General features: G+C 63.5%; 19 protein-coding genes. 7 read left to right on the top strand and 12 right to left on the bottom strand.

The window, feature by feature from the left end:
* Window positions 1-98 precede the first annotated feature (98 nt).
* Window positions 99-242 carry a hypothetical protein gene (locus AADZ90_RS09920; RefSeq protein ID WP_367309833.1) on the top strand — a complete coding sequence of 48 codons (144 nt, stop codon included), beginning with the start codon at window positions 99-101 and terminating at the stop codon, window positions 240-242.
* A 15-nt stretch (window positions 243-257) separates the two neighbouring features.
* On the opposite strand, the gene uvrA is transcribed toward AADZ90_RS09920, so the two are convergent.
* The 3 genes from uvrA to AADZ90_RS09905 form a co-directional block, all read right to left on the bottom strand.
* The gene (uvrA, locus tag AADZ90_RS09915) at window positions 258-3,152 is read right to left on the bottom strand and encodes an excinuclease ABC subunit UvrA (RefSeq protein ID WP_367309832.1); all 2,895 of its coding nucleotides are present in this window, start codon (window positions 3,150-3,152) and stop codon (window positions 258-260) included.
* Window positions 3,153-3,237: 85 nt separating this feature from the next.
* Window positions 3,238-4,404 carry an MFS transporter gene (locus tag AADZ90_RS09910; protein WP_367309831.1) on the bottom strand — a complete coding sequence of 389 codons (1,167 nt, stop codon included), beginning with the start codon at window positions 4,402-4,404 and terminating at the stop codon, window positions 3,238-3,240.
* A gap of 98 nt (window positions 4,405-4,502) precedes the next feature.
* Window positions 4,503-5,177 carry an outer membrane protein gene (locus AADZ90_RS09905; RefSeq protein ID WP_367309830.1) on the bottom strand — a complete coding sequence of 225 codons (675 nt, stop codon included), beginning with the start codon at window positions 5,175-5,177 and terminating at the stop codon, window positions 4,503-4,505.
* 452 nt (window positions 5,178-5,629) lie between these two features.
* Here AADZ90_RS09905 and AADZ90_RS09900 point away from each other — a divergent pair, with 452 nt between their 5' ends.
* Window positions 5,630-7,591, top strand: a complete 1,962-nt coding sequence (locus AADZ90_RS09900; protein WP_367309829.1) for a vWA domain-containing protein — start codon at window positions 5,630-5,632, stop codon at window positions 7,589-7,591.
* 3 nt (window positions 7,592-7,594) lie between these two features.
* Here the strand turns inward: AADZ90_RS09900 and lpdA are convergent, their stop codons facing one another.
* The 3 genes from lpdA to AADZ90_RS09885 form a co-directional block, all read right to left on the bottom strand.
* Window positions 7,595-8,989, bottom strand: coding sequence for a dihydrolipoyl dehydrogenase (lpdA, locus tag AADZ90_RS09895; RefSeq protein WP_367309828.1), 1,395 nt, complete (start codon window positions 8,987-8,989; stop codon window positions 7,595-7,597).
* A gap of 120 nt (window positions 8,990-9,109) precedes the next feature.
* Entirely contained in the window at window positions 9,110-9,694 is a 585-nt protein-coding gene (locus tag AADZ90_RS09890; protein ID WP_367309827.1) for a DUF924 family protein, read from the bottom strand.
* An 87-nt stretch (window positions 9,695-9,781) separates the two neighbouring features.
* A complete protein-coding gene (locus AADZ90_RS09885) occupies window positions 9,782-11,065 on the bottom strand; it encodes an MFS transporter (protein ID WP_367309826.1) in 1,284 nt (427 codons plus the stop codon).
* A gap of 451 nt (window positions 11,066-11,516) precedes the next feature.
* Between AADZ90_RS09885 and AADZ90_RS09880 the strand changes: the two genes are divergently transcribed.
* Window positions 11,517-11,945: a DUF2267 domain-containing protein gene (locus tag AADZ90_RS09880; protein WP_367309825.1), complete on the top strand. Its 429-nt coding sequence runs from the start codon at window positions 11,517-11,519 to the stop codon at window positions 11,943-11,945.
* Window positions 11,946-12,255: 310 nt separating this feature from the next.
* Here the strand turns inward: AADZ90_RS09880 and AADZ90_RS09875 are convergent, their stop codons facing one another.
* The gene (locus AADZ90_RS09875; RefSeq protein WP_367309824.1) at window positions 12,256-13,188 is read right to left on the bottom strand and encodes a peptidoglycan-binding domain-containing protein; all 933 of its coding nucleotides are present in this window, start codon (window positions 13,186-13,188) and stop codon (window positions 12,256-12,258) included.
* A gap of 233 nt (window positions 13,189-13,421) precedes the next feature.
* On the bottom strand, window positions 13,422-15,440 hold the full coding sequence (gene tkt / locus AADZ90_RS09870) for a transketolase (RefSeq protein WP_367309823.1): 2,019 nt from the start codon (window positions 15,438-15,440) through the stop codon (window positions 13,422-13,424).
* A 153-nt stretch (window positions 15,441-15,593) separates the two neighbouring features.
* Here tkt and AADZ90_RS09865 point away from each other — a divergent pair, with 153 nt between their 5' ends.
* Window positions 15,594-15,971, top strand: a complete 378-nt coding sequence (locus tag AADZ90_RS09865; protein WP_367309822.1) for a hypothetical protein — start codon at window positions 15,594-15,596, stop codon at window positions 15,969-15,971.
* Window positions 15,971-16,309 (top strand): cell division protein ZapA, encoded by a 339-nt coding sequence (locus tag AADZ90_RS09860; protein WP_367309821.1) that lies wholly within the window; start codon window positions 15,971-15,973, stop codon window positions 16,307-16,309. Before AADZ90_RS09865 ends, AADZ90_RS09860 begins: the two co-directional genes overlap by 1 nt.
* 274 nt (window positions 16,310-16,583) lie before the next feature.
* Here AADZ90_RS09860 and grxD read toward each other — a convergent pair whose 3' ends face one another.
* Genes grxD through AADZ90_RS09845 form a run of 3 tightly spaced genes read right to left on the bottom strand, consistent with a single transcriptional unit; the run spans window position 16,584 to window position 17,532 of the window.
* Window positions 16,584-16,949 (bottom strand): Grx4 family monothiol glutaredoxin, encoded by a 366-nt coding sequence (grxD, locus tag AADZ90_RS09855; RefSeq protein WP_367309820.1) that lies wholly within the window; start codon window positions 16,947-16,949, stop codon window positions 16,584-16,586.
* On the bottom strand, window positions 16,946-17,293 hold the full coding sequence (locus tag AADZ90_RS09850; protein ID WP_367309819.1) for a hypothetical protein: 348 nt from the start codon (window positions 17,291-17,293) through the stop codon (window positions 16,946-16,948). Before AADZ90_RS09850 ends, grxD begins: the two co-directional genes overlap by 4 nt.
* Window positions 17,290-17,532, bottom strand: a complete 243-nt coding sequence (locus AADZ90_RS09845) for a BolA/IbaG family iron-sulfur metabolism protein (RefSeq protein WP_367309818.1) — start codon at window positions 17,530-17,532, stop codon at window positions 17,290-17,292. Before AADZ90_RS09845 ends, AADZ90_RS09850 begins: the two co-directional genes overlap by 4 nt.
* A gap of 998 nt (window positions 17,533-18,530) precedes the next feature.
* Here AADZ90_RS09845 and AADZ90_RS09840 point away from each other — a divergent pair.
* On the top strand, window positions 18,531-20,477 hold the full coding sequence (locus tag AADZ90_RS09840) for a Hint domain-containing protein (protein ID WP_367309817.1): 1,947 nt from the start codon (window positions 18,531-18,533) through the stop codon (window positions 20,475-20,477).
* 60 nt (window positions 20,478-20,537) lie between these two features.
* Here the strand turns inward: AADZ90_RS09840 and AADZ90_RS09835 are convergent, their stop codons facing one another.
* Complete coding sequence (locus tag AADZ90_RS09835) at window positions 20,538-21,212, bottom strand: nucleotidyltransferase family protein (protein WP_367309816.1); 675 nt, start codon at window positions 21,210-21,212, stop codon at window positions 20,538-20,540.
* On the opposite strand from AADZ90_RS09835, the gene AADZ90_RS09830 reads away from it, so the two are divergent.
* The gene (locus AADZ90_RS09830) at window positions 21,211-21,738 is read left to right on the top strand and encodes an ASCH domain-containing protein (protein ID WP_367309815.1); all 528 of its coding nucleotides are present in this window, start codon (window positions 21,211-21,213) and stop codon (window positions 21,736-21,738) included. The genes AADZ90_RS09835 and AADZ90_RS09830 overlap by 2 nt on opposite strands.
* Window positions 21,739-21,740: the final 2 nt, after the last annotated feature.

Genomic DNA, 21,740 nt, shown 5'->3' with positions numbered 1-21,740 from the left:
ATCAGAGGCCAGCGGATGCGATAGATCCGGCGCGCATCTTGCAAGCAGCGGATCAAACCCCAGCTTTCTGACAGAAACGCTTGGGAAAGGAACGCGACATGCAAGAACCGACCGAAAATACCACCGACAAGAACAGCGTTGCGACGTGGCTGAAATCGGATCTGACGATCACCGCGCCCGGTTGGGCCTATGCCGTAGCCGGTTTGGTGGCGTTGGTGCTGATCGGAGTGGCGCTGGACTGATTACGGGGCTGCGGATTATTCCGCAGCGACCTTCCGCGCACTCAGCATCGGTTTGAGGTAGTGGCCCGTGTGGCTCTCTGCGACGAGGGCAACGTCTTCCGGCGTTCCGGTTGCGACGACCGTGCCGCCGCCATCGCCGCCCTCGGGGCCGATATCGATGATCCAGTCGGCGGTCTTCACGACGTCGAGATTGTGTTCGATCACGACGACGGTGTTTCCCTGATCGACCAGCTCGTGCAGCACTTCCAGCAGCTTGCGGACGTCTTCGAAATGGAGCCCCGTCGTGGGCTCGTCGAGGATGTAGAGCGTTCGGCCGGTGGACCGCTTGGCGAGTTCCTTTGACAGCTTCACGCGCTGCGCCTCGCCGCCCGAAAGTGTGGTCGCCTGCTGGCCAACCTTGATGTAGCCGAGACCGACACGGACGAGAGCATCCATCTTCTCGCGGATGCTGGGGACCGCCTTGAAGAACTCCTGTGCGTCCTCCACCGTCATATCCAGCACGTCGGCGATGGATTTGCCCTTGAACTTGATCTCGAGCGTTTCGCGGTTGTAGCGCGCGCCATGGCAGGTTTCGCAGGTGACGTAGACGTCCGGCAGGAAGTGCATCTCGATCTTGATGACGCCGTCGCCCTGGCAGGCCTCGCACCGGCCGCCCTTGACGTTGAAGCTGAAGCGGCCGGGCTTGTAGCCGCGCGCCTTGGACTCAGGCAGGCCCGCGAACCAATCGCGGATGGGGGTGAAAGCGCCGGTATAGGTGGCGGGGTTCGAGCGGGGGGTGCGGCCAATGGGACGCTGGTCGATGTCGATGACCTTGTCGAGATGTTCGAGGCCCTTGATCGTCTCGCAGGGGGCCGGGGTCTGGCGCGCGCCGTTGAGTTGCATCGAGGCCGTCTTGAAGAGCGTCTCGATCGTCAAGGTCGACTTGCCGCCCCCTGACACGCCCGTCACGCAGACGAATTTGCCCAAGGGAAAGTCGACGTCGATGTTCTGGAGGTTGTTCCCGGAGGCCTTCTTGACCGTGACCTTCTTCTTGTTGCCCTTGTTGCCCTTGCGGCGGTCGAGGGGCACGGCGATCTCGCGCCGCCCGGCAAGGTAGTCGCCGGTGATCGACTTGGCGTTGCCGATGATCTCGGACGGGGTGCCGTGGGCCACGACCTCGCCCCCATGGACGCCGGCGCCGGGGCCGATGTCGAAGACGTAGTCAGCCTCGCGGATCGCTTCCTCGTCGTGTTCGACGACGATCACGGTGTTGCCCTGATCGCGCAGGTTCTTGAGCGTTGTCAGCAAGCGATCGTTGTCCCGCTGATGGAGGCCAATGGAAGGTTCGTCGAGGACGTAGAGGACGCCCGTCAGCCCCGAGCCGATCTGGGAGGCGAGGCGAATCCGCTGGCTTTCGCCGCCCGATAGGGTGCCTGCGTTGCGGGAGAGGGTGAGGTATTCGAGGCCGACATTGTTCAGGAAGCCGAGCCGTTCGCGGATCTCTTTCAGGATGGCCCGCGCGATCTCATTTTTCTGGGCGGTCAAGCTGTCCGGCACGGTCTCGCACCAGGCGGCGGCCTCTCTGATCGACATTTCGACGACCTGACCGACATGGAGAAGACCATTCCCTTGCCCGTCCTTGGCGGAACCGATCTTGACCGCCAACGCCTCTGGCCGGAGGCGGTAGCCGTGGCAAGTGCCGCAGGGGCGGTTGTTCTGGTAGCGCTCGAATTCCTCGCGGACCCAGCTTGAGTCGGTCTCGCGATAGCGGCGTTCCATGTTGGGGATCACCCCTTCGAAGGTGCGCTTGACCTGATAGACGCGGCCGCCTTCGTCGTAGCGGAACTGGATTTCCTCGTCGCCCGAGCCGTAGAGGAAGACCTGCTGGATCTTCTCTGGCAGGTCCTTCCACTTGGCGTCCTTGCGGAACTTGTAGTGCTTGGCGAGTGCCTCGATCGTTTGCAGGAAGTACGGGCTCTTGCCTTTTCGCCATGGGGCGAGGGCGCCGTCGGCGATCTTGAGCGCCTGATCGGGCACGACCAGACGTTCGTCGAAGAAGAGCTCTACGCCAAGGCCGTCGCAGGAGGGGCAGGCGCCGAAGGGCGCGTTGAAGGAAAAGAGGCGCGGTTCGATCTCGGGGATCGTGAAACCGCCTTCCGGGCAGGCGAAGTTTTCGGAGAAGGTAATGCGCTCGGGCTCGCCTTCGGCGGGCGCGGTTTCGAGGATCGCGATGCCGTCGGCCAGATCGAGCGCGGTGCGGAAGCTGTCCGCAAGCCGGGTCTCCAGCCCGTCGCGGATCACGATCCGGTCGACCACCACGTCGATGTCGTGGCGGAACTTCTTGTCGAGCGTGGGGGGCTCGTCCAGTTCGTAGAATTCGCCGTCCACCTTGACCCGCTGGAAGCCTTGCTTGCGCAGCTCCAGAAACTCCTTGCGGTACTCGCCTTTCCGGTCGCGGATGATGGGGGCGAGGAGGTAGCCGCGGGTGCCTTCCTCCATCGCCATGGTCCGGTCGACCATGTCCTGCACCTGCTGTGCCTCGATGGGCAGGCCTGTCGCGGGGCTGTAGGGTGTGCCGACGCGAGCGAAGAGCAGGCGCATGTAGTCGTAGATCTCCGTCACCGTGCCGACGGTGGAGCGGGGGTTTTTGGACGTCGTCTTCTGCTCGATGGAGATCGCGGGGGAGAGGCCCGAGATGTGATCGACATCCGGCTTTTCCATCATATCGAGGAACTGCCGCGCATAGGCCGAGAGGCTTTCGACATAGCGGCGCTGGCCTTCGGCATAGATCGTGTCGAAGGCCAGCGACGACTTGCCCGAGCCGGACAACCCGGTGATCACCACGAGTTCGTCCCGGGGGATATCGACGTCGATATTCTTGAGATTGTGCTCGCGCGCGCCGCGGACTTCGATCTTCTTCAGCTCGGCCATCAACGGTCCCCGTTAACTGTTATCAGCCCAGATAGGCGATGCTGGGTGAGTCTCCAACGGAAAAATGAGAACGTTAAGAGAACTTTCATGCGCTGCCGCGACGTCTGCGCGTTGCGAGAGCCCAATGGGACAAGGCGCCCAAGGAGAGGGCGACAGCGAGTGTCAGCATGAAACCGGCATGACCGGCGAAGCCGATGATGCCGAGGAGGACAGGGGTACCGAGAGTGTTGCCGATGTTGCCCGTCTGGGCGATGGCACCGTTGGATGCGGCGCGGTCGTCGTCATCGGGGTTCAGGCGCGGGACGGCGGCAAAGCTTGCCCCCTGGACAAGACCCATCCCGGCGGCGAGGGCGAGGCAGAGCGCCGGATTGCCGGGAAGGGCGAGGAGTGCGAGGGCCGTTGCGGCTGAGGTGACAAAGCCGATCTCGATAACGCGAACCGGGTGGAGCCACTTCAGGAGGAACACGCCCAGGGTCATGGAGGACAGGATCGAGATCAGCGGGATCGCTGTCATGACCCAGAGACGGTTTTCGGGGGTCAGATAAGGGGGCAGCAGGGTCAGCAGGCTGACGAAGCAGAAGGTGTAGAAGAGCCAGCCGATGGCGGGGGCACTTATGCGAGGCGAGCGGTAGATGATGCCGTGGCGGGAGAGCAGATCGGTCAGCCGGATTGGCTGCGCCGCGCGCCATTCGTCGCGGGGAAGCCAGATGGACAGGATCGCGGCGAAGCCGATCAGGTAGGCGCCGTGGGCGAGGAAGAGCGCCGGAACGCCCCAGCGGGCGGCGAACGGCAGACCGAGGAAGGTCAAGAGCGCGAAGGCGACGCCGAAGAACGTGCCCCAGAGGGTAAGGGCAAGGCCCGCGTCGCGGGGTTTCGTGACCTGGGCGATCAGCGTGGGGGCCGCGACGACGAGGGCCAGATGGGAGATGCCCTCGATCACCCGGGACGTCAGGAAGAGCGGGAAGGCAGGCGTCGTGGCCTGATAAAGGGAGATGGTGCCGCCGAGGAGCAGCGCCCCAAAAAGCGATCTCCGGTAGCCGATCCGGGCCACCAGAAGTCCCGCGACCACACCGAGGACGATACCGGTCACCCCGACGAGAGACACGGCGAAGCCAAGGGCCTCTCCCGCTTCGGGGTAGAGCTCCGGCAGGCGGTCGAAGACGACACTGATCTTGGCGTATTGGGCGGCTGCACCGAGGCCCGCGAGCCAGATCAGGACGACCACTGCCCAGGATGTGCGTTCGGCTGCCATGACCCCGCCCTGCCCGCAGGCCGCGGCGGCGTCAACGCCCCGCGTAAAGAAAAAGGCCGCCCCGGATGGAGCGGCCTTTCCGTGGTCTGGCGATCGGATCAGAAGCGGAAGGATCCGCGCAGCGCGATCGTCTCGTAATCAACGTCGGCGTCGGTGTCGTCGAACTCGTCGAAGTCGTTCTGGATGTATTCGACACCGATCATGAACTGCTCTGTCACGAGCACGTCTGCACCAACACCGACTGCAAAGCCGGTATCGCTCAGATCGTCGCCATCGGCTTCGATCTCGAGATAGGTGAGACCCGCAGTGAGATACGGCATGACGCGGCCGAACTGGTAGCCAGCGCGGCCCATCAGACGGGCTCCAAGATCCACCTCAGCATCGGTGGCTTCGCTGGCGTTGCCGACTGTCACGTCGTCCGACAGCTCGCTTTCACCGTTGAAGAGGGCCACTTCGGGACCGAAGACGAAGTTGTTGCGCACGAAATTGTAACCGGCGTGAAGCTGGTAATACGCGGCGCTGTCATCGTCATCGATCGCGTTGAAGAAGTTCTCGGCTTCATCATCGAAATCATTGTTGCCTTCGGCCGTGAACGTTCCTGTCCCGATGCCGACACCGACATAAGGTCCAGCGAAGCTGAACGTCGGGGCGGGCGGCGCCACGACCACCGGCGGCTGTACGATGGGTTCCGGTGCAGGCTCGATAAGTCCCCCAGCCAGCGCGGGCGAGGTCATAACGAAACCTAGGGCCGTGAGCGAAATCATTCTGTGCATTTGCATGCCTCCTAGTTTTTAGCGGCGTTCCGTCTTTCGGGTGTGCACGCCTCGTAATGATACGGACGAGTACCGCCGTTCCGTCGATGTGGGCGGTGATGGGCTGGTTAAAAGGGGCTTTGCGTTGACATATGATAACTTATTTTCAAACAGGCGGAAAAGCGCAGAGCGGGGCCGGTTCAAGTCACGAAAGCCGTCGTTCCGGAGGGCGAGCTGAAACGTTTGGTGACTGCGGTTCCCGTGCCCGCAGGCCAGATCGTCGCGGTGTTCTTGGAGCTGGGACAATTTGCGGTCTGTTGTGGCTGGAATAGTTCTTGCTTGGGTTGAGAGGTGACTCCTAAAGTCACTTTTGTATCAGTCTTGTGAGTAGGCGGAGGGTTGAGCATGCCTACGAAATGCGCACACTCAGCTAGGCTCGACATGTTGTCATTAGGCTCGAGTGGAGGGATTGGGTGACGAAGACGGTTCGAAAGACCAGTCTTGCTTGCGCAGTGTTGCTTGGGCTTGCGGCGCCGTCGCAGGCGCAAGAGGCGACGATTCTTGTTCTGGATGGGTCGCGATCAATGTGGGGCCAGATCGATGGCGTGAACAAGATCGTCATCGCACGCGATGTGGTTGGAAGCATTCTCTCGGAAATCCCGTCGGACAGAGACCTCGGGCTGACGGTTTACGGTCACCGGCGATCAGGGGATTGCAGCGATATCGAAACGATCGTTGAGCCGTCCCAGAATACCCGCGACCAGATCAACGCGGCGGTCGCGGCGATCAATCCCCGCGGCAGGACGCCCATGATAGACGCGGTTACAGCTGCGGCAGAGACACTGGGATACGAGGACCGGCCTGCCACGGTGATCCTCGTCTCCGACGGTGTCGAGACCTGTAATGCCGATCCTTGCAATGCGGCGCTTGCGTTGAATGAGCAGGGCGTGGACTTCACTGCCCATGTGGTGGGGTTCGGGGTCGGAGACGATCCTGATGCGCTCGCGCAGATGCAATGCATTGCGGAGAATACCGGCGGCATCTTTGCGGCGGCCGAGAATGCTGACGAGTTGACCGCCGCCCTGGGCCGAGTGACCGAGGCGGCGCCGGAGGTTGCGGCCGGCTTCGAAGTGACGTTTCGGGCGCTTTTGGCCGGTGCCGAGGAAACGCCTTTCGGTGACGACATCCGCTGGACGATCGCCGGGCCTGAGGATGTTCTGGAGGAGGGGAGTGGCAATCCGTTTTCGCTGGAGCTTTCCGCAGGCAGCTACGTTGCCACGGCGGAGGACGGCGAAGTCACCTTGAGCGCTGATTTCTCGGTCAGCGACAGGGCGCGTGAGGTCGAGATCATCTTCCCGTCCCGCACCGGTGAGGCATCGATTGCCGGGCCCGTCGAGGTGGTCGCGGGATCGCAGGTTGACGTGACGTGGACAGGACCGGACGAGGACCTGGACTTTATCGGCATCGGGCGCGCGGATGCCGCAGGCAGCGCGCAATGGACCAACTACGCCTATACGACGACAGGCAACCCGGTGTCGCTTTTGGTTCCGCCCGAGCCGGGCGATTACGTGATCCGCTACTTCCGCGGCGAGGGGGAGAGCGCGATCGCATCGCACGCCTTGCGGGTTCTTGCAGCGGAAGCGACGGTCGATGCGCCCGAGGCCGCGGTTGCGGGAGACACGATCCGCGTCACCTGGACGGGCCCGGCCTATCCCAGCGACTTCATCGGCATCGGACAGGTCGGAAGCGAAGAGGCCGAACAGTGGGACAACTTCACCTATGTCCGCGAGGGGTCGCCGCTCGACCTGGTTCTGCCAACCGAGCCTGGCGACTACGTTATCCAGTACTTCATGAATCAAGAGACCTATTCGCTTGTCTCCGTGCCGATCATGCTGACACCGGCCGCTGCGTCGCTTGAAGCGCCGAGTGTTGCAGTTGTCGGCGAGACGATCCCCGTGGGCTGGTCCGGACCGGCCAACAAGGATGACTTTGTCGGGATCGGCAAGGTCGATGCGGAGGGATCGGAGCAGTGGTTGAACTATACTTTCGTGCGCGAGGGGAATCCGCTGCGGCTGGAAGTGCCCACGATGCCGGGGGAGTACGTGATCCGGTATTTCATGGGGCAGGACGACACCATCCTTGCGGAAAACCAGATCGCCGTCGCAGGAGCGTCGGCGGTCATTACCGCGCCGACCGCCGCACCGGCGGGGGAAATGGTCAGAATCGAATGGGACGGACCCGGCTATCCCGATGATTTCATTGCCATCGGACCCGCGGATGCCGAGGGATCTGACCGCTGGCAGACCTATGCCTATACGCGGGAGGGCTCTCCGCTGGAGGTAGAAGTGCCGGAGGCTCCTGGTAACTACGAGATCCGCTATTTTCTGGCGCAGGGGAACACCGAGCTGACGAGCGTGCCCCTGCGGGTGGAGTGATCGTCAGTAGTGGATGACCCGGTCGTAGGCGTCGAGGACGCTTTCGTGCATCATCTCTGACAGGGTGGGGTGGGGGAAGACCGTCTCCATCAGGTCCTGCTCGGTCGTCTCGAGCTGGCGGCCGACGACGTAGCCCTGGATCAGTTCGGTCACCTCGGCGCCGATCATGTGGGCGCCCAGGAGTTCGCCTGTCTTGGCGTCGAAGACCGTCTTTACCATACCCTCGGGCTCGCCCAGGGCGATGGCCTTGCCGTTGCCGATGAAGGGGAAGTGGCCGACCTTGATGTCGTAGCCGAGTTCCTTCGCCTTCGCCTCGCTGTAGCCGACAGAGGCGACCTGGGGGTGGCAATAGGTGCAGCCCGCGATGGCCTCGGGTTTGACCGGGTGGACGTTGTTCTTCCCGGCGATCAGTTCGGCGACCATGACGCCTTCGTGGCTGGCCTTGTGGGCGAGCCAGGGGGCGCCGGCGATGTCGCCGATGGCATAGAGCCCCTCCACCCCGGTGCGGCAGTATTCGTCGGTCACGACGTGGGATTTCTCGACCTTCACGCCAAGATCCTCAAGGCCCAGCCCCTCGGTATTGCCGACGATGCCGACGGCGGAGATGACCGTGTCGAAGTCGTGCTTCTCGGCCTTGCCGCCCGCCTCGATATGGGCCGTCACCTTGGTTTTCGCGCGGTCGAGTTTCTTGACCATGGCCTTCTGCAGGATGGTCATGCCCTGCTTTTCGAACTGCTTCTTGGCAAAGCCGCTGATCTCTTCATCCTCGACGGGCAGGATGCGGTCCATCACTTCGACGACCGTCGTTTCGGCGCCCAACGTGTTGTAGAAGCTCGCGAATTCGATGCCGATCGCGCCGGAGCCGATGACGAGCAGATTCTTCGGCATATGCGGCGGCTGGAGGGCGTGCTTGTAGGTCCAGACGCGGTCGCCATCAGCCTCGAGCCCCGGCAGTTCACGGGCGCGGGCGCCGGTGGCGACGATGATGTTCTTGGCGGAAAGCTCTTCCGTTCCCTTGTCGGTCTTGACGGAAACCTTGCCCTTGGCGGGGATTGTCGCCTCGCCCATCACGACGGTCACCTTGTTCTTCTTCATCAGGTGACCGACGCCCTGGTTCAGCTGCTTGGCCACCGCGCGGGAGCGTTTGATGACCGCGTCGAGGTCGTAGCCGATGCCGTCGGCCTTGAGCCCGAATTCCTTGGCGCGGTGCATCAGGTGGAAGACCTCGGACGAGCGCAGCATGGCCTTGGTCGGGATGCAGCCCCAGTTGAGGCAGATGCCGCCCATATGTTCGCGTTCGATGATCGCGGTCTTGAGGCCCAGCTGGCTGGCGCGGATGGCGGCAACATAGCCGCCCGGTCCGGCGCCGATCACGATGAGGTCGTAGCTGTCGGCCATGGGGCGCTCCTTGGTTAACGAATGTTTAACGTTGAACGATAGGTGGCACAGGGTGGCGCGGATGTCACCCGTTCTGCGGCGCAAGGCCGCTGCAACTTATCCACATGGGTAGGAAACCGGTCAGGCCGCCGCCGGTTCCTTGAGCGCGCGCACGACCGCGCCATAGCCGCCTTCGTCGAGGAAGGCCTGTTCCACCGCCGTCGTCTTCCGCCCCAGATCCGCGTTGCGGTGGGGGAAGCGGCCGAAGCGGCGGATCACCTCCCGATGTGCTTTTGCGTGGAGGAGGTTGGAATTGCCGGTCTCCGGCATCCGCGTCAGGATCAGGCGCACGGCACGGTCCTGATCGCAGAGATTTTCCGCGTGCATGAGGGGCAGATAGAAGAACTGTCTTGCCGGTTCGTTAATGGTCAGATCCCACCGCTTGTCGATGGCGGCCTTGGCCGCCGCAACGGCGGGCCGGTCCATCGCGAAGGAGCGTTTGTCGCCCCGGTAGATGTTGCGCGAGAACTGATCGGTCAGGACGAGATAGGCAAGCGTGCCGGACGGGTAGGTGAGCCAGAGGCCGTAGGCGCCTTCCTGCGCCTCTTCCACGGCCGTGCCAAAGCGTTCGCGGATCTCAGTATCGCGGCCCTCGTCGGCCTCGTACCAGCCGTCTTCGCCAACCTCGTCGAGCCAGTAGCCCAGAACGTCCTCGGGGCGGATCATCTGCAAGCCTCGTGCCTTACTGCTCGTCTTTTGTCTTCAAACTGTTACAGGCCCGCCAGGACCTGACAAGGAAAATAGGACGCTGCGTCACGTCGCAGCAGTGGCTGCGTCATTTTGGCCCGCCTCCTCGGCCAGTTCGGCTTCGATATAGACTTCCTGAGCAACCTCAACAGCCACCGGGGTGGCGGTGGCGAGAACCGGCGCATAGGGCGTTGTGTCTTCTACCGGAGTGCCTGCCGGACGGCGCAGCATCCGCCAGCCTGCATAGGCCGACAGGAAGACCAGCAGCACGGTCAGGAAGGCAAAGAAGCCCGCCGGTCCGGTCTGGGCCATCAGCCAGCCGATCAGAAGCGGGCCCGCGATGGCGCCGACCCCGTTGATGAAGACGAGCCCGCCCGAGGCGGCGGCCATGTTCTCATGCTCCAGGAAGTCGTTCGTATAGGCGATGAGGAGCGCGTAGAGCGGGTTCGAAGCGCCGCCGACCACGAGGGCGGCGATGACGAGGACGGGGTAGCTCTGCCAGAAAACGGCGCCGAGCAGGGCGGCGGCCCCGCCGGCACTGGCCATTCCGAGGATCAGCTTGCGCCGGTCGATCCGGTCGGACAGCCAGCCGATGGGCCATTGGGCGACGAGGGCGCCGATATAGAAGGCCGAGACGAAGAACGAGATCTGCGCGACGGTCAGCCCCGCCGTGGTCCCGAAGACGGCGGCCATGCCGAACTGCGCGGCGAAGACGCCGCCCAGGAGGAACATGCCCATGCAGCCGAGCGGCGAGACGCCGATGAGTTCGGTGAGGCTCATCCGCTTGGCGGTGCCGAAGGCGGGGGTGGGGGAGATCGACAGAAGGATCGGCGCGAAGGAGACCGAGACGAGCACGGAGGCCAGGATGAACAGCGCGTAACCCGATGCGTCGAAACCGAAAAACAGGTATTGGGCAAGCACGACGCCGGCCATCTGGACGATCATGTAGACCGACAATGCCTTGCCCCGGTTGGAATTGTCGGCGGCGTTGTTGAGCCAGCTTTCGGCGGTGACGTAGACGCCCGAGAAGCAGAAGCCGATGATCACCCGGCCAAGCACCCAGAGCGGCCAGTAGGTGAGCGCGGGGTAGAGGATCATCACGGCCGAGATCAGCGAGGCGAGCGCGGCGAAGACGCGGACATGGCCGACATTGCGGATCATCTGCGGCGTGAACCAGGATCCGCCAAGGAAACCAACGAAGTAGGCGGACATCACCAGCGACATCTCGAAGGTCGAAAACCCCTCGATATCGCCGCGGACGCCCAGGAGGGTGCCTTGGATACCGTTGCCGACCATCAGCATGAACATGCCGAGGAGAAGCGCCCAGCTGGAGCCGAGAACCTGGATCATGATGGCCTCTCACGGCGTGTTCTTCAGGGATCGGGTACTTTCATGGGAGCTGCGCAGCAATCGAATTAACGACGCGGCGACGTCGTTTTTGCATGTCGGCATCCGGTCGGCATTTCGTCGGCTTTCTGTCGGACACGGAAATCGCGGATCTTGAGGGGAAGGGCGCCATGGCAAACCAGATATTGTGGATGCGGGTTCGTGCGATCCTGGGATCTATAAGCGGCGGCTTATGGATCGCTGAAGACCCATAAGCCACCGCCTATGGGTCGGGGGCGCCGGGCAAGGCTGCCGAAACGGCCGTCCGGGCGCATCGCACCCGGGCCATGGGCCGCGGCGTGAGGTGGACTGTCAACAAATTCAGACATTCTTATCCGTAAATGACATTGGTCAATGCGGGGGCGTAAATCGGCTGCTTAAGTAACTTTATTGCGCAGCAGGTTGGGAGGGGGAGATGAGCGCCCTGGGGCTGAAGATCATCGACGAGTCCGTTCAGGCCGCCAATATCTGGATCAACGAGGTCAATGAACGGGTCGGCTGGGAGAACAAGCAGCGCGCCTATCGTCTGCTGCGCGCCGTGTTGCAGGTGTTGCGCGACGAGCTGAGCCATGACGAGGCGGCGCATCTGTCGGCGCAGATGCCGATCTTCATCCGGGGCGTTTTCTTCGAGGGCTGGCACCCGGCCAAGACGCCGATCAAGGAGCGGAGCCGCCACGGCTTCATCGCCCGGGTGCAGGCCTATTTCGAGAACGATCCGATGGAGGACGCGGATTACGCGATCGGGGCGGTGCTGGACACGCTCGACAACCATGTCTCGCGCGGGGAGATGAGCGATGTCAGGGGGGCGCTGACGCGGGATATCCGGAAACTGTTTGCGGATTAGAAGGAAGGGAAACGGCCTTTCGGGCGGTATCTGGCCCGATCAGGAGATTACGGGGGAGGACGGCGATATTTCGATGACGTGAATCGTATTGGTGTGACGTGACGAGTGCGTGGTTTGTGTGAGTTAGTGAGTGCGCCTTTTAAGCCTCTCTCCATGGAGGCTCCCTTCTGGGTGGGAGGGGGCCTCTTTTATATCAGGAACAGTCGGACTGAAGCCGGGCATAATCGGCGCGACTTTGTAAGCAGTAGCTCGCAAAAGGTTTGGGCCGTTGAGGGATGGAGCGAGACAAGAGGTAGATCAGACGGTGTCACTACCAATTCGGCAGTGTCCAACCAACACCCACCGTCCCCTCGAGCACACCTTTTGATTTGGTTTTACCTGAACTGAGATCGTGTTCGAATTTTCCGCCAGCCCCTAGGCCGAGTGTTAGGTAAGGAAATGCGGACTTTCCTTTTCCGATCGTCAGGGTGGGGCTGAAAAGCAACTTGCCGAAGGCGGTGTCAGCCGCGTCGATATTGAGGTCGAAGCCTGCCGTGGCCGATGCGGCAGCCGAGACCTTTGCGATGTCTCCGAGTTTGAGCACGTCGTATTTCAACGCTGTCTTACCGCTGAACATGACGCCGAAGCTTTGGTCGGCGAAGTCGTGGTGGGGGCTTACTATGAATGTCGAGGAGAGGTTCTTGTACACCGGCCAAGGAACCTTCAGTTGAATGTCTATCCACGTCGAGGACGGCCCTTTGCCAGCCTTGAGAAGGTCGATCGTGCCGCCAACCGACGCGCCGAGTGTGTATTTGGGATCCTTCTCGACCGGCTTCAGTGTTGTAGGCACAGGTTCGATGACTTTTGGCGGCCCTTCGCGCAGAGGGGGACATATTGCCGGGTTCGGGATCGCGATGTCGCAGAGGCCAAGAAGCTGCGCGAGACAGGGATCTACGACCGGCAAGATCGGCAGGATGAATGGGCAAAGCGTCGGAGGGCTTTTTTCTTCGACCGGAGCGAGCGAAAACACGTCGATCCTGCACCAGACATCTGCGACCTGGCAAAGGTGCTTGCGGGTATTCGGGCCAACTATCCCGTCGTCCTTTATCCCGGCGAGACGTTGGAAGATTCTCACCCGCCCCTCGGTCAACGGGCCAAAGATGCCGTCGACGATGAGCGGCTCTTCATTCAGGTGAAAATTCAGGACCTGCTGCAGTTCCTCGACGTCGGATCCCCTTGACCCGCGACGCAATAGATCACTCATGAAACGCAAACTCCATAAATCAAAAAATGAATCGTAATTCTTGATGACTACCAAAAGTAGTGTTGTCGCGCAAATAACTTCGGCTCCAGACGCGCCTGTCCGTCTGTTTGCGCGGGATCTGCGGTCAATCCGAGGACGCGATAGAGCATGACGTCGACGGTCCGGTAGGGAACAGGGCATGGACCTTTTCTGCCGGACCGGGAGGAGAGGCCCGCCAGGATGATTTAGAAGGTCTACAGCAAATCCCTGACCTTCTGGGCCGCGGCCTCTGCCGTGATGCCGAACTTCTCGAAGAGGGTTTCGGCGGGGGCGGAGGCGCCGAAGCTGTCCATGCCGATGAAGCCCGCCTTGGCCTCTTTCCCGCGTTCGCCGCAGAGCCAGCGGTCCCAGCCGTGGCGGATGCCGGCCTCGATGCCGACGCGGACGGCGGAGCCGGCGGGGAGGACGCGGCGGCGGTATTTCTCGTCCTGGTCGGCGAAGAGCTCGAAGGAGGGCATGGAGACGACGCGGGTGCCGATGCCGTCGGCCTGGAGGAGGTCGCGGGCGGCGAGGGCCACATGCACCTCGGACCCGGTGGCCATCAGGATCGCCTGGCGCTTGCCCTCGGCCTCGGCCAGGACATAGGCGCCCTGGGCGGTGAGGTTCTTGGTCTTGTGGTCGGTCCGGACCGTGGGGATGCCCTGCCGGGTGAGGGCGAGCACGGTGGGCCTGTCGGGGGTTGTCAGCGCGATCTCCCACGCCTCGGCGGTCTCCACGCCGTCGGCGGGGCGGATGACCTGGAGGTTCGGGATGGCGCGCAGCGACGAGACGTGTTCGACCGGCTGGTGGGTCGGGCCGTCTTCGCCGAGGCCGATGCTGTCATGGGTCATCACGTAGATCACGGGCTGCTTCATCAGCGCCGAAAGGCGGATAGACGGGCGGGCGTAGTCGGTGAAGACGAGGAACGTGCCGCCATAGGGCTTGAGCCCGCCATGGAGGGAGATGCCGTTCATCGCGGCGGCCATGCCATGTTCGCGGATGCCGTAATGAATGTAGCGGCCCGTGCGGTTGTCGGGCGAGAAGATGCCCAGATCGCCGGTCTTGGTGTTGTTCGAGCCGGTCAGGTCGGCCGAGCCGCCGATGGTTTCGGGGAAGATCGGGTTCACCACCTCAAGGACGTTCTCGGACGCCTTGCGGGTCGCCTGTTTCGGGGCGGTTTCGGTGACCTGTTTCTTCAGCGCCTTGATCGTGGCGGAGAGCTTGCGCGGCGCCTCGCCCGCGATGGCGGCGTCGAACTGCTTGCGCTTGCCGTCGGACAGGGCGTCGAGGCGGGATTGCCAATCGGCGCGCGCTTCGGCGCCGCGTTGGCCAAGGCTTTCCCACCAGTGCTTGACGTCACCGGGCACCTCGAACGGGCCGGTCGTCCAGCCGTAGACGGATTTGGCGTCCGAGATCAGCTTGGGATCGGTGAGCGCGCCGTGGGCCTTGGCCGTGTCCTGGGCGGAGGAACCGAGGCCGATATGGGTCTTGCAGTTGATCATGGACGGGCGCGGGTCGGCCTTGGCAGCGACGATGGCGGTATGGATCGCCTCGGGATCGTGGCCGTCGATCTCTTGCACCTGCCAGCCGCAGGCGGCGAAGCGCGCCGTCTGGTCGGTGATGTCGGCGAGCGAGACCTGGCCGTCGATCGTGATGTCGTTGTTGTCGAAGAAGACGATGAGCTTGCCGAGCTTCTGCATGCCGGCAAGTGCCACGGCCTCGTGGCTGACGCCTTCCATCAGGCAGCCGTCGCCCGCGAAGACATAGGTATGGTGATCGACGACCTTCTTGCCGAAGCGGGCGCGCAGGGCCTCTTCCGCGATGGCGAAGCCGGTGGCGTTGGCGATGCCCTGGCCGAGGGGGCCGGTGGTGGTTTCGATCCCCGCGACGTGGCCATGTTCGGGGTGGCCGGCGGTGACCGCGCCCCATTGGCGGAAATCCTTGATCTGCTGAAGCGTCATATCCTCGTACCCCGTGAGGTAGAGGAGGCTGTAGAGCAGCATGGAGCCGTGGCCGTTCGACAGGATGAAGCGGTCGCGGTCCGGCCAGTGGGGCGCCTTGGGATCGAACTTGAGGTGCTTCTCGAAGAGCACGGTGGCGATATCGGCCATGCCCATGGGCATCCCGGAATGGCCGGAATTGGCGGCGGCAACGGCATCGAGCGTCAGCGCGCGGATGGCGGCGGCGCGCATCCAGTGATCGGGGTGGCGGGAGCGGAGGGCGTCGATATCCAAGGCGCGGTCCTTTCGTGGCGAGGCTTCGGGGCTGAATAGCAGGGGCGGCGCGGAGCGCAACAGCACCCGATTTGCCGGAGGGGTCGTAATCGGCCTAGATTTGGGCGGAACACGCGAGCGAATCGCGGTTGAGCAGGAGCTGTGAGATCTTCGATGACAGATGTGACGGAGTTGGAGGCGCGGCTGAGCGCGGCGCTGGATCGGATCTCGGCAGGGTTCGAGGCGCGGGGGCAAAGGGTTGCCGCGCTGGAGGCGCAGGTGGCGGATCTTGAGGCGGCGCTGGCGCGGCAGGCCGAGGATATGGCGCGGATCGACGGAGATCTGCAGGGGTTGCGCGCCACGAATGACGCGCTGCGGGACGTGAATGCGAAGCTGCGGGCGGCCAATGCCGAAGGGCTGGGCGACGCCAAGCTGATCGAAAGCGGGATGACCGCCGAGCTGGAAGCGCTGAAGGCGGCCCGCTCGGCAGACAGGCTCGAGATCGAGGCCGTGCTGGGCGCGCTGGAGCCCCTCATCAAGGAGGCGAGCTGATGCCGGTGGTGAAGATCGAGATTGGCGGGCGGCCCTTCGAGGTGTCGTGCCAGGACGGGGAAGAAGATTTCCTGATGAATGCCGCGCGGATGCTGGATGAGGAGGCGCAGGCGCTGTCGAACCAGATCGGGCGGATGCCGGAGAGCCGGATGCTGCTGATGGCGGGGCTGATGCTGGCCGACAAGACCGCCTCGATGGAAGAGAAGATACGATCGGGGGCACCCGTGGCGCCGTCGGCGACGGGGCAGTTTCCGGGGCTGTCGGTGGACGCGCTGAAGGGGCTGGCCGAGAAGGCGGAGGCTTTGGCGGCGCAGGTCGAGGCGCGGCCGGCGGAGTAAACCCCACGCTACGGTTTCGAGGAGACGTCAGGCGCTGGCGATGAGGAAGAGGTGCCAGATCAAGTCCGGGACGGTGGTCCTAATGTGCTGAGGGTATCGCCCGACCTGGAGGGCGTTGCGACGAGGCTGCTGCGCGCGTCTTCGCCACACATTTCCGCGTTATGTTGCTTGAAACGTTGTGAAATCGCCCTCCGGGGGAAGGTCGGGCGATGCCCGGCGTTGCCGCCGGGCGGTCGGTTTTGGAGATGTGGCGCGAGCAACCCGAGGGTTGACGTTATCCGTTGGCAGCGCGGATCTGGTCGGCTTTGGTCTTGTCGTAGGTGACGCCCTTCTGGTCGAAGAGGTCGTCGAGTTCTCCCGACAGGGTCATCTCGGTGATGATGTCGCAGCCGCCGACGAATTCGCCGCTGACATAGAGCTGGGGAATCGTCGGCCAGTCGGAGAAATCCTTGATGCCCTGGCGCAGCGCCTCGTCGGCGAGCACGTTCACGTCCTTGAAGTCGACGCCCATGAAGTTCAGCACGCCCGCCACGCGGGAGGAGAAGCCGCATTGGGGCATCTCTTTCGTGCCCTTCATGAAGAGTACGACGGGGTTCTGATCGACGGTGTCCTGGATGCGGTCCTTGGTTTCGGTCGTCATGGGCGGGGGGTTCCTTTTCGGTCCTTTGGGTTCCAGCGGAGGTGGTAGCGGCGCGCGTAGTCGGCGTCGTCCGCCTCTGCCGGGATATGGGTTGCGTCAAAGTGGGATTTGGCGCCGCCGAAGACGCGCGGGGCGGCGTTGAGTCCGTCGAGCGCGGCGTTTCGGCGGGTTGCGGCGGCGAGCGTGTCGAGATCAGTCGCCTCGGAGCCAAGCGGGCGTGCCTCCATCTCGATCACGGGCTGGCGGGAGGCGAGGGGCTGGAAGGTGCCCGCGCGGGCCTGCCGCTGGATGAGCGCTATGGCGGTGATGAGCGCCGCGATGCTGAGCGCGACCCAGAGGATCATTGGGGCACCTTGGTCGTCAGGGCCAGCGCGTGGAGTTCCCCGTGGCTGCCATCCATCTTACCCTTCAGGGCGGCATAGACGGCGCGTTGTTGCTGGACCCGGTTCATGCCCCGGAAGCTTTCGTCGATCACTTCGGCGGCGTAGTGGTTCCCGTCGCCGGCAAGGTCGCTGATGGTGATTTGGGCGTCCGGGAATTCGGCGCGGATGAGGTCTTCGATGTCGCGGGCCTGCATCGGCATGTGGGGCCGGTCCTCCTGCTTTTTTGCAAAGGTAAGCGGGCCGGGGCGGGGCTGCAAGTGCGGTGCGGTCGCACCGGGCGGGAGCGCTGGTTGCGAGATGCGTCTCCGACGGGAGTATTTTCGGCCAGATGAAGACGGGGTTTTCGGAAGCGGCGGGCGTTAAGGTTACTCACAGGTTGCGGAGAGCCCGGTTTCCCCTTGGGGACGCGTGTCTTGATGCGCCGCCGGCCGTCTTGCGGCTTGCCGATCCGATCGCGCGGAGTGGGGTCTGTCGGACGTCTTCCGATTCGGATGCAGCGGAGAGTGTTTCCGATTTGGAGCCTATGGAGGGGTTGGGTGCGTACTATCGTTGATTTCGAACTGGCCGTGAGGTCACACCTTTTTGGCGAGTATGTATTGGTTGAAGATTATTCATAATGGAAAACTGTCCCTGAATTGGGAACATTGGGGGATCTCATTGCTATATGGCGGGGCAGAATCTCCGTTTTTATCAATCGCACGCTGGAATTAGTTCCTGATATGGAAACAATAACTTGCAGGCCTGCCGCTCCTTTTCTGCCGGAAAATGGCAAATCGGGGGCAGGTCGCTGCAATTTTGTCTAAGTTTTGTCACTTTTTGCTTGGTTTGCCCCCGCGTCACTCCGTAGAACCAAGAGGCTTTGCTGCGGTCCCGGCCTATCACGCCGGGTGGACCGTCTGGGCGGGGCCTTGCGGGAATTATCGTCCGCGGGTTCTGGACGTGGCATCGCGCGTGGTCTGTTGCTGGGACAGGACATGCGCCTCCCGACGGATCTGATCTTTGCCGGAGCAACGTGTGTGGCGCGGTTGGCGCCTTTATTGGTGTTGCGATCTGAGGGGGTCGGGTTGGCAGTGACGAGTGAAGCCAGAGCATCGATCCGCTCGATGGATCAAGACACCAGTCGAAGGCACTCCGCGCTTGATTTTAAGCGTGAGGGCGGCGGCGATTTTGCCGGCCCGCCGTGAGACTGGAGGGGCAGATGAAAGATATAGTGATTACATTTGATGATTTGGCCGCCGGCGACATCGTCGGCATGCAGTATCAGGGCGATGGTGTCAGGATCTCGTCCGGAACGGATGGCAGGCCGCCAATGATTTTCGATACCGCGTTCCCAATCGGCCGCGACGGGGATCTCGGAGCGGATGATCGGGGCAACGTCCTGATCCTGTCGGACGGTGGCGATCAGAGCGATCCGGACGGCAATGCCGGAGGCGGCACGCTGGTCTTTGAGTTCGAGCACCCGTCGGACGTGCAGTCCTTGCGGTTCCTCGACATCGAGGACACCGGCGGTGCGATCCGGCTTTATGGTGCCGGCGGCGCCCTGATCGAAAGAGTGCCGGTTCCGGTGACAGGGATGGGCGGACAGGAATTGGTGGAGTTCGGCGCCGACGGTGCCGTGCGGATGGAGGTAACACTCGCCGGATCTGGTGCGGTGGATGATCTCGTCTTCCGGGGGTCGTCCCACGGCGTTGCCAGCGGGCCGGCAGGGGCCGAGGCCGCCGGTATTGTCTGGCCGGGCGATCCGGATCGGGATCTTGCCGATGGCGGCGACGGTGCTGACCTGCTCTTTGGCGATCAGGCGCTTGGCGGGGACGACGACCGGGAGGCGTTCCACTGGGCCGAGGCGCCCGATCAGGCCAATCCCGACGGGCGGGTCTGCGAGGGGGATGCGGTCACGGGCTTTACCCAGAATACCGGGACGGTGTCCGTGACGTTTACGATCATGTCCGGGCACAACGGGCGGATTGCCGGGATGGGCGGCGATGCGGATGGGGTCGATGAGAGCGTTGCCTACGGGCTGGAGTTTTCGGACGATGTGACGAATGTCGCTTTCCGGATCAACGATGTGGATCTGGAATCGTCGGTGCGCGTCATGGCTTACCAGTCGACCGGCCGTCCGGCCGAGATCGAGCTGACGGCCGGCCGCAAGGTGATGCTGCGCAATGACGGTGGGGACGAGGCGGTGACCTCTGAAAGGCGGGCGGCAGAGACGCCGGGCGCGTATTCGATGCTGGTGAACATCCCGGGCCCGGTGTCGCAAATCGAGATCGTGCATGAAGCGGCGGGCGGTGAGGCGTCGGCAATCAACATCACCAACGTCTATTACGATCCTGTCGTGGCTGGTGAGGACAAACGGACCGGCGGTGCGGGAGTTGACGGCCGGTCCGACGGGACGACGAGCGATCTGTTTCCGGACGGCGCTGGCGGCGATATCGACCGGCTGGATCTGCGGGGCACGGGCGTTCGGTCCATCACCTACACCTCGGAGGATCGGGAGGACGGGATCGTCACGTTCCGCGACGGCTCCACCATGACATTCGCCGAGATCGAAGCGGTGACGCCCTGCTTCACGCCCGGCACGCGGATCGCGACGGCGCGCGGTGAACGGCTGGTCGAGGAGTTGCGGGTGGGCGACAAGATCATCACCCGCGACAATGGCCTGCAGGAGATCCGCTGGATCGGTCAGTCCGACACCACGCGGAAGCGGCCCGAGGCGCAGGGGCGGCTGGAGCCGATCCTGATCGCCAAAGGGTCGCTTGGCAACGACCTGCCCGAGCGGGACATGCTCGTCAGCCCGAACCATCGCATCCTGGTCTCGAACGACCGGACGGAGCTCTATTTCGACGAGAAGGAAGTGCTTGTGGCGGCGAAGCACCTGATCGGTAGCCGGGGGATCGAGAAGTCGGGGGTGCAAGGGGTTACGTATGTGCATTTCATGTGCGACCGGCACGAGGTGGTCCTGTCGGACGGCACCTGGACCGAGAGCTTCCAGCCGGGGGATCGGTCTCTGAAGGGGCTGGGAAGCGCGCAGCGGCAGGAAATCTACGATATCTTCCCGGAACTGAAGGAACGGGATGGGCTGGAAGGGTACCGGCCGGCGCGGGTTGAGCTGAAGAAGCACGAAGCGCGGCTTTTGATGCGCTAGAGCCCGACCGGAAGAGCGCGGGAACAGAGCGGGACGTCCGGGACGACGTCCCGCCCGTCTTTAGTCGGGACGGCGTGCCCGCCAGGCGGCCCAGTCTTCCGGCGTGTCGAGGTCGTTCAGGGCGTGGCTGCCGGGAAGGGGAATGAGGCAGGTCGCGTCTGCGAAGGGGGCAAGTGCTGCCTTGCCGCCGCTATCCCCGGACAGCGCGGCGAAACCGGGGCGCACCTGGTCGGAGATCACGATGGGGTGGCCGGGTTTTCCGCTATCCGTCGCTCCGCGCCAGATGGCATAATCCGGCCTATCATCAGAGGCCTTGAGGACGGTGTTAAGGTCCTCTGTCGTGAGATCGGGGAGGTCCGCAAGCAGGAGCATCAGCCGTCGTGCCCTGGGCATGGCCGTGACGGCATTGCGGAGGGTGCCAGAGAAGCCTTCGGCGGCGTCCGGGCAGTGAAGGCGGCTGACGGGGAGGCCGTTCAGCGCCGTCGCACGGGTGTCTTCGAGGCTGCGCAGCGCGACGCTGACGGGGTGACCGGTGGCGAGGGCCGTTTCCGCCCGGTCGCGAAGGAGGGGGATGCCGTTCACCGGTTCCAGCAGCTTGTCGCGGCCGTGCATGCGGGAGGAGCTGCCCGCGGCGAGGATCAGGATCGGCGTGGTCATCGGGCGAAACCGTAGCGGCGGGTCTTGCGGGTCGCCATCCCTGTTGTCCGGCGCCGGGCGATCTATGTGGGCGATCATGAATGATGTCGCTTCTGATCTGCCAAGGCGCGCGCTCTCGGTCCGGCAGCCCTGGGCCTGGGCGATCATCCATGGTGGCAAGGATATTGAGAACCGGACGCTGGGATCGATCCGGTCGGGCGGGATGGAGACCGGGCGGATCTGCATCCACGCGGCGACGGGGATGCGGGAGGAGGAGTATCGCTGGGGGCTCTACAAGCTGCAGCAGGTGGGCGTGACGGCGCCGCATCCGGCAGAACTGGTGCGCGGCGGGCTGATCGGGGTGGTGGACGTGGTGGATATCGTCTCGGAAAGCGGCAGTCCGTGGTTCGGCGGACCCTGGGGGCTGGTGCTGGAGAACGCGACGCCGATCGGGCCGTTTCCGGCGCACGGGGCGCTTGGGTATTTCGAATGGGTGCGGACGGAGGCGTTTTCGCCCGCCTTGCCGTGGATGGAGCGGTTTGCGGGTGGGACGGAGACAGGGGCGCTGTTTCCGGATCTGGAGCCATCGTTTCGGGGGGCGCCGCCGAAGCCTTTCGGGGGCTAGGC

The organism is Aestuariibius violaceus (assembly GCF_040779325.2).
GTDB lineage: Bacteria > Pseudomonadota > Alphaproteobacteria > Rhodobacterales > Rhodobacteraceae > Aestuariibius > Aestuariibius violaceus.
Note: the sequence above shows the minus strand (reverse complement) of the source record. Positions and strands in the feature narration are given on the sequence as shown.

Excerpts from the sequence above, each read along its gene's own strand:
- uvrA (WP_367309832.1), bottom strand. The coding sequence starts at position 3,152 with ATGGCCGAGCTGAAGAAGATCGAAGTCCGCGGCGCGCGCGAGCACAAT.
- AADZ90_RS09905 (WP_367309830.1), bottom strand. The coding sequence starts at position 5,177 with ATGCACAGAATGATTTCGCTCACGGCCCTAGGTTTCGTTATGACCTCG.
- AADZ90_RS09845 (WP_367309818.1), bottom strand. The coding sequence starts at position 17,532 with ATGCCGATGCAGGCCCGCGACATCGAAGACCTCATCCGCGCCGAATTC.
- AADZ90_RS09890 (WP_367309827.1), bottom strand. The coding sequence starts at position 9,694 with ATGATCCGCCCCGAGGACGTTCTGGGCTACTGGCTCGACGAGGTTGGC.
- AADZ90_RS09835 (WP_367309816.1), bottom strand. The coding sequence starts at position 21,212 with ATGATCGCCCACATAGATCGCCCGGCGCCGGACAACAGGGATGGCGAC.
- AADZ90_RS09860 (WP_367309821.1), top strand. The coding sequence starts at position 15,971 with ATGCCGGTGGTGAAGATCGAGATTGGCGGGCGGCCCTTCGAGGTGTCG.
- AADZ90_RS09910 (WP_367309831.1), bottom strand. The coding sequence starts at position 4,404 with ATGGCAGCCGAACGCACATCCTGGGCAGTGGTCGTCCTGATCTGGCTC.
- lpdA (WP_367309828.1), bottom strand. The coding sequence starts at position 8,989 with ATGGCCGACAGCTACGACCTCATCGTGATCGGCGCCGGACCGGGCGGC.
- AADZ90_RS09880 (WP_367309825.1), top strand. The coding sequence starts at position 11,517 with ATGAGCGCCCTGGGGCTGAAGATCATCGACGAGTCCGTTCAGGCCGCC.
- AADZ90_RS09865 (WP_367309822.1), top strand. The coding sequence starts at position 15,594 with ATGACAGATGTGACGGAGTTGGAGGCGCGGCTGAGCGCGGCGCTGGAT.
- AADZ90_RS09840 (WP_367309817.1), top strand. The coding sequence starts at position 18,531 with ATGAAAGATATAGTGATTACATTTGATGATTTGGCCGCCGGCGACATC.
- AADZ90_RS09875 (WP_367309824.1), bottom strand. The coding sequence starts at position 13,188 with ATGAGTGATCTATTGCGTCGCGGGTCAAGGGGATCCGACGTCGAGGAA.
- AADZ90_RS09920 (WP_367309833.1), top strand. The coding sequence starts at position 99 with ATGCAAGAACCGACCGAAAATACCACCGACAAGAACAGCGTTGCGACG.
- AADZ90_RS09885 (WP_367309826.1), bottom strand. The coding sequence starts at position 11,065 with ATGATCCAGGTTCTCGGCTCCAGCTGGGCGCTTCTCCTCGGCATGTTC.
- AADZ90_RS09850 (WP_367309819.1), bottom strand. The coding sequence starts at position 17,293 with ATGATCCTCTGGGTCGCGCTCAGCATCGCGGCGCTCATCACCGCCATA.
- AADZ90_RS09830 (WP_367309815.1), top strand. The coding sequence starts at position 21,211 with ATGAATGATGTCGCTTCTGATCTGCCAAGGCGCGCGCTCTCGGTCCGG.
- grxD (WP_367309820.1), bottom strand. The coding sequence starts at position 16,949 with ATGACGACCGAAACCAAGGACCGCATCCAGGACACCGTCGATCAGAAC.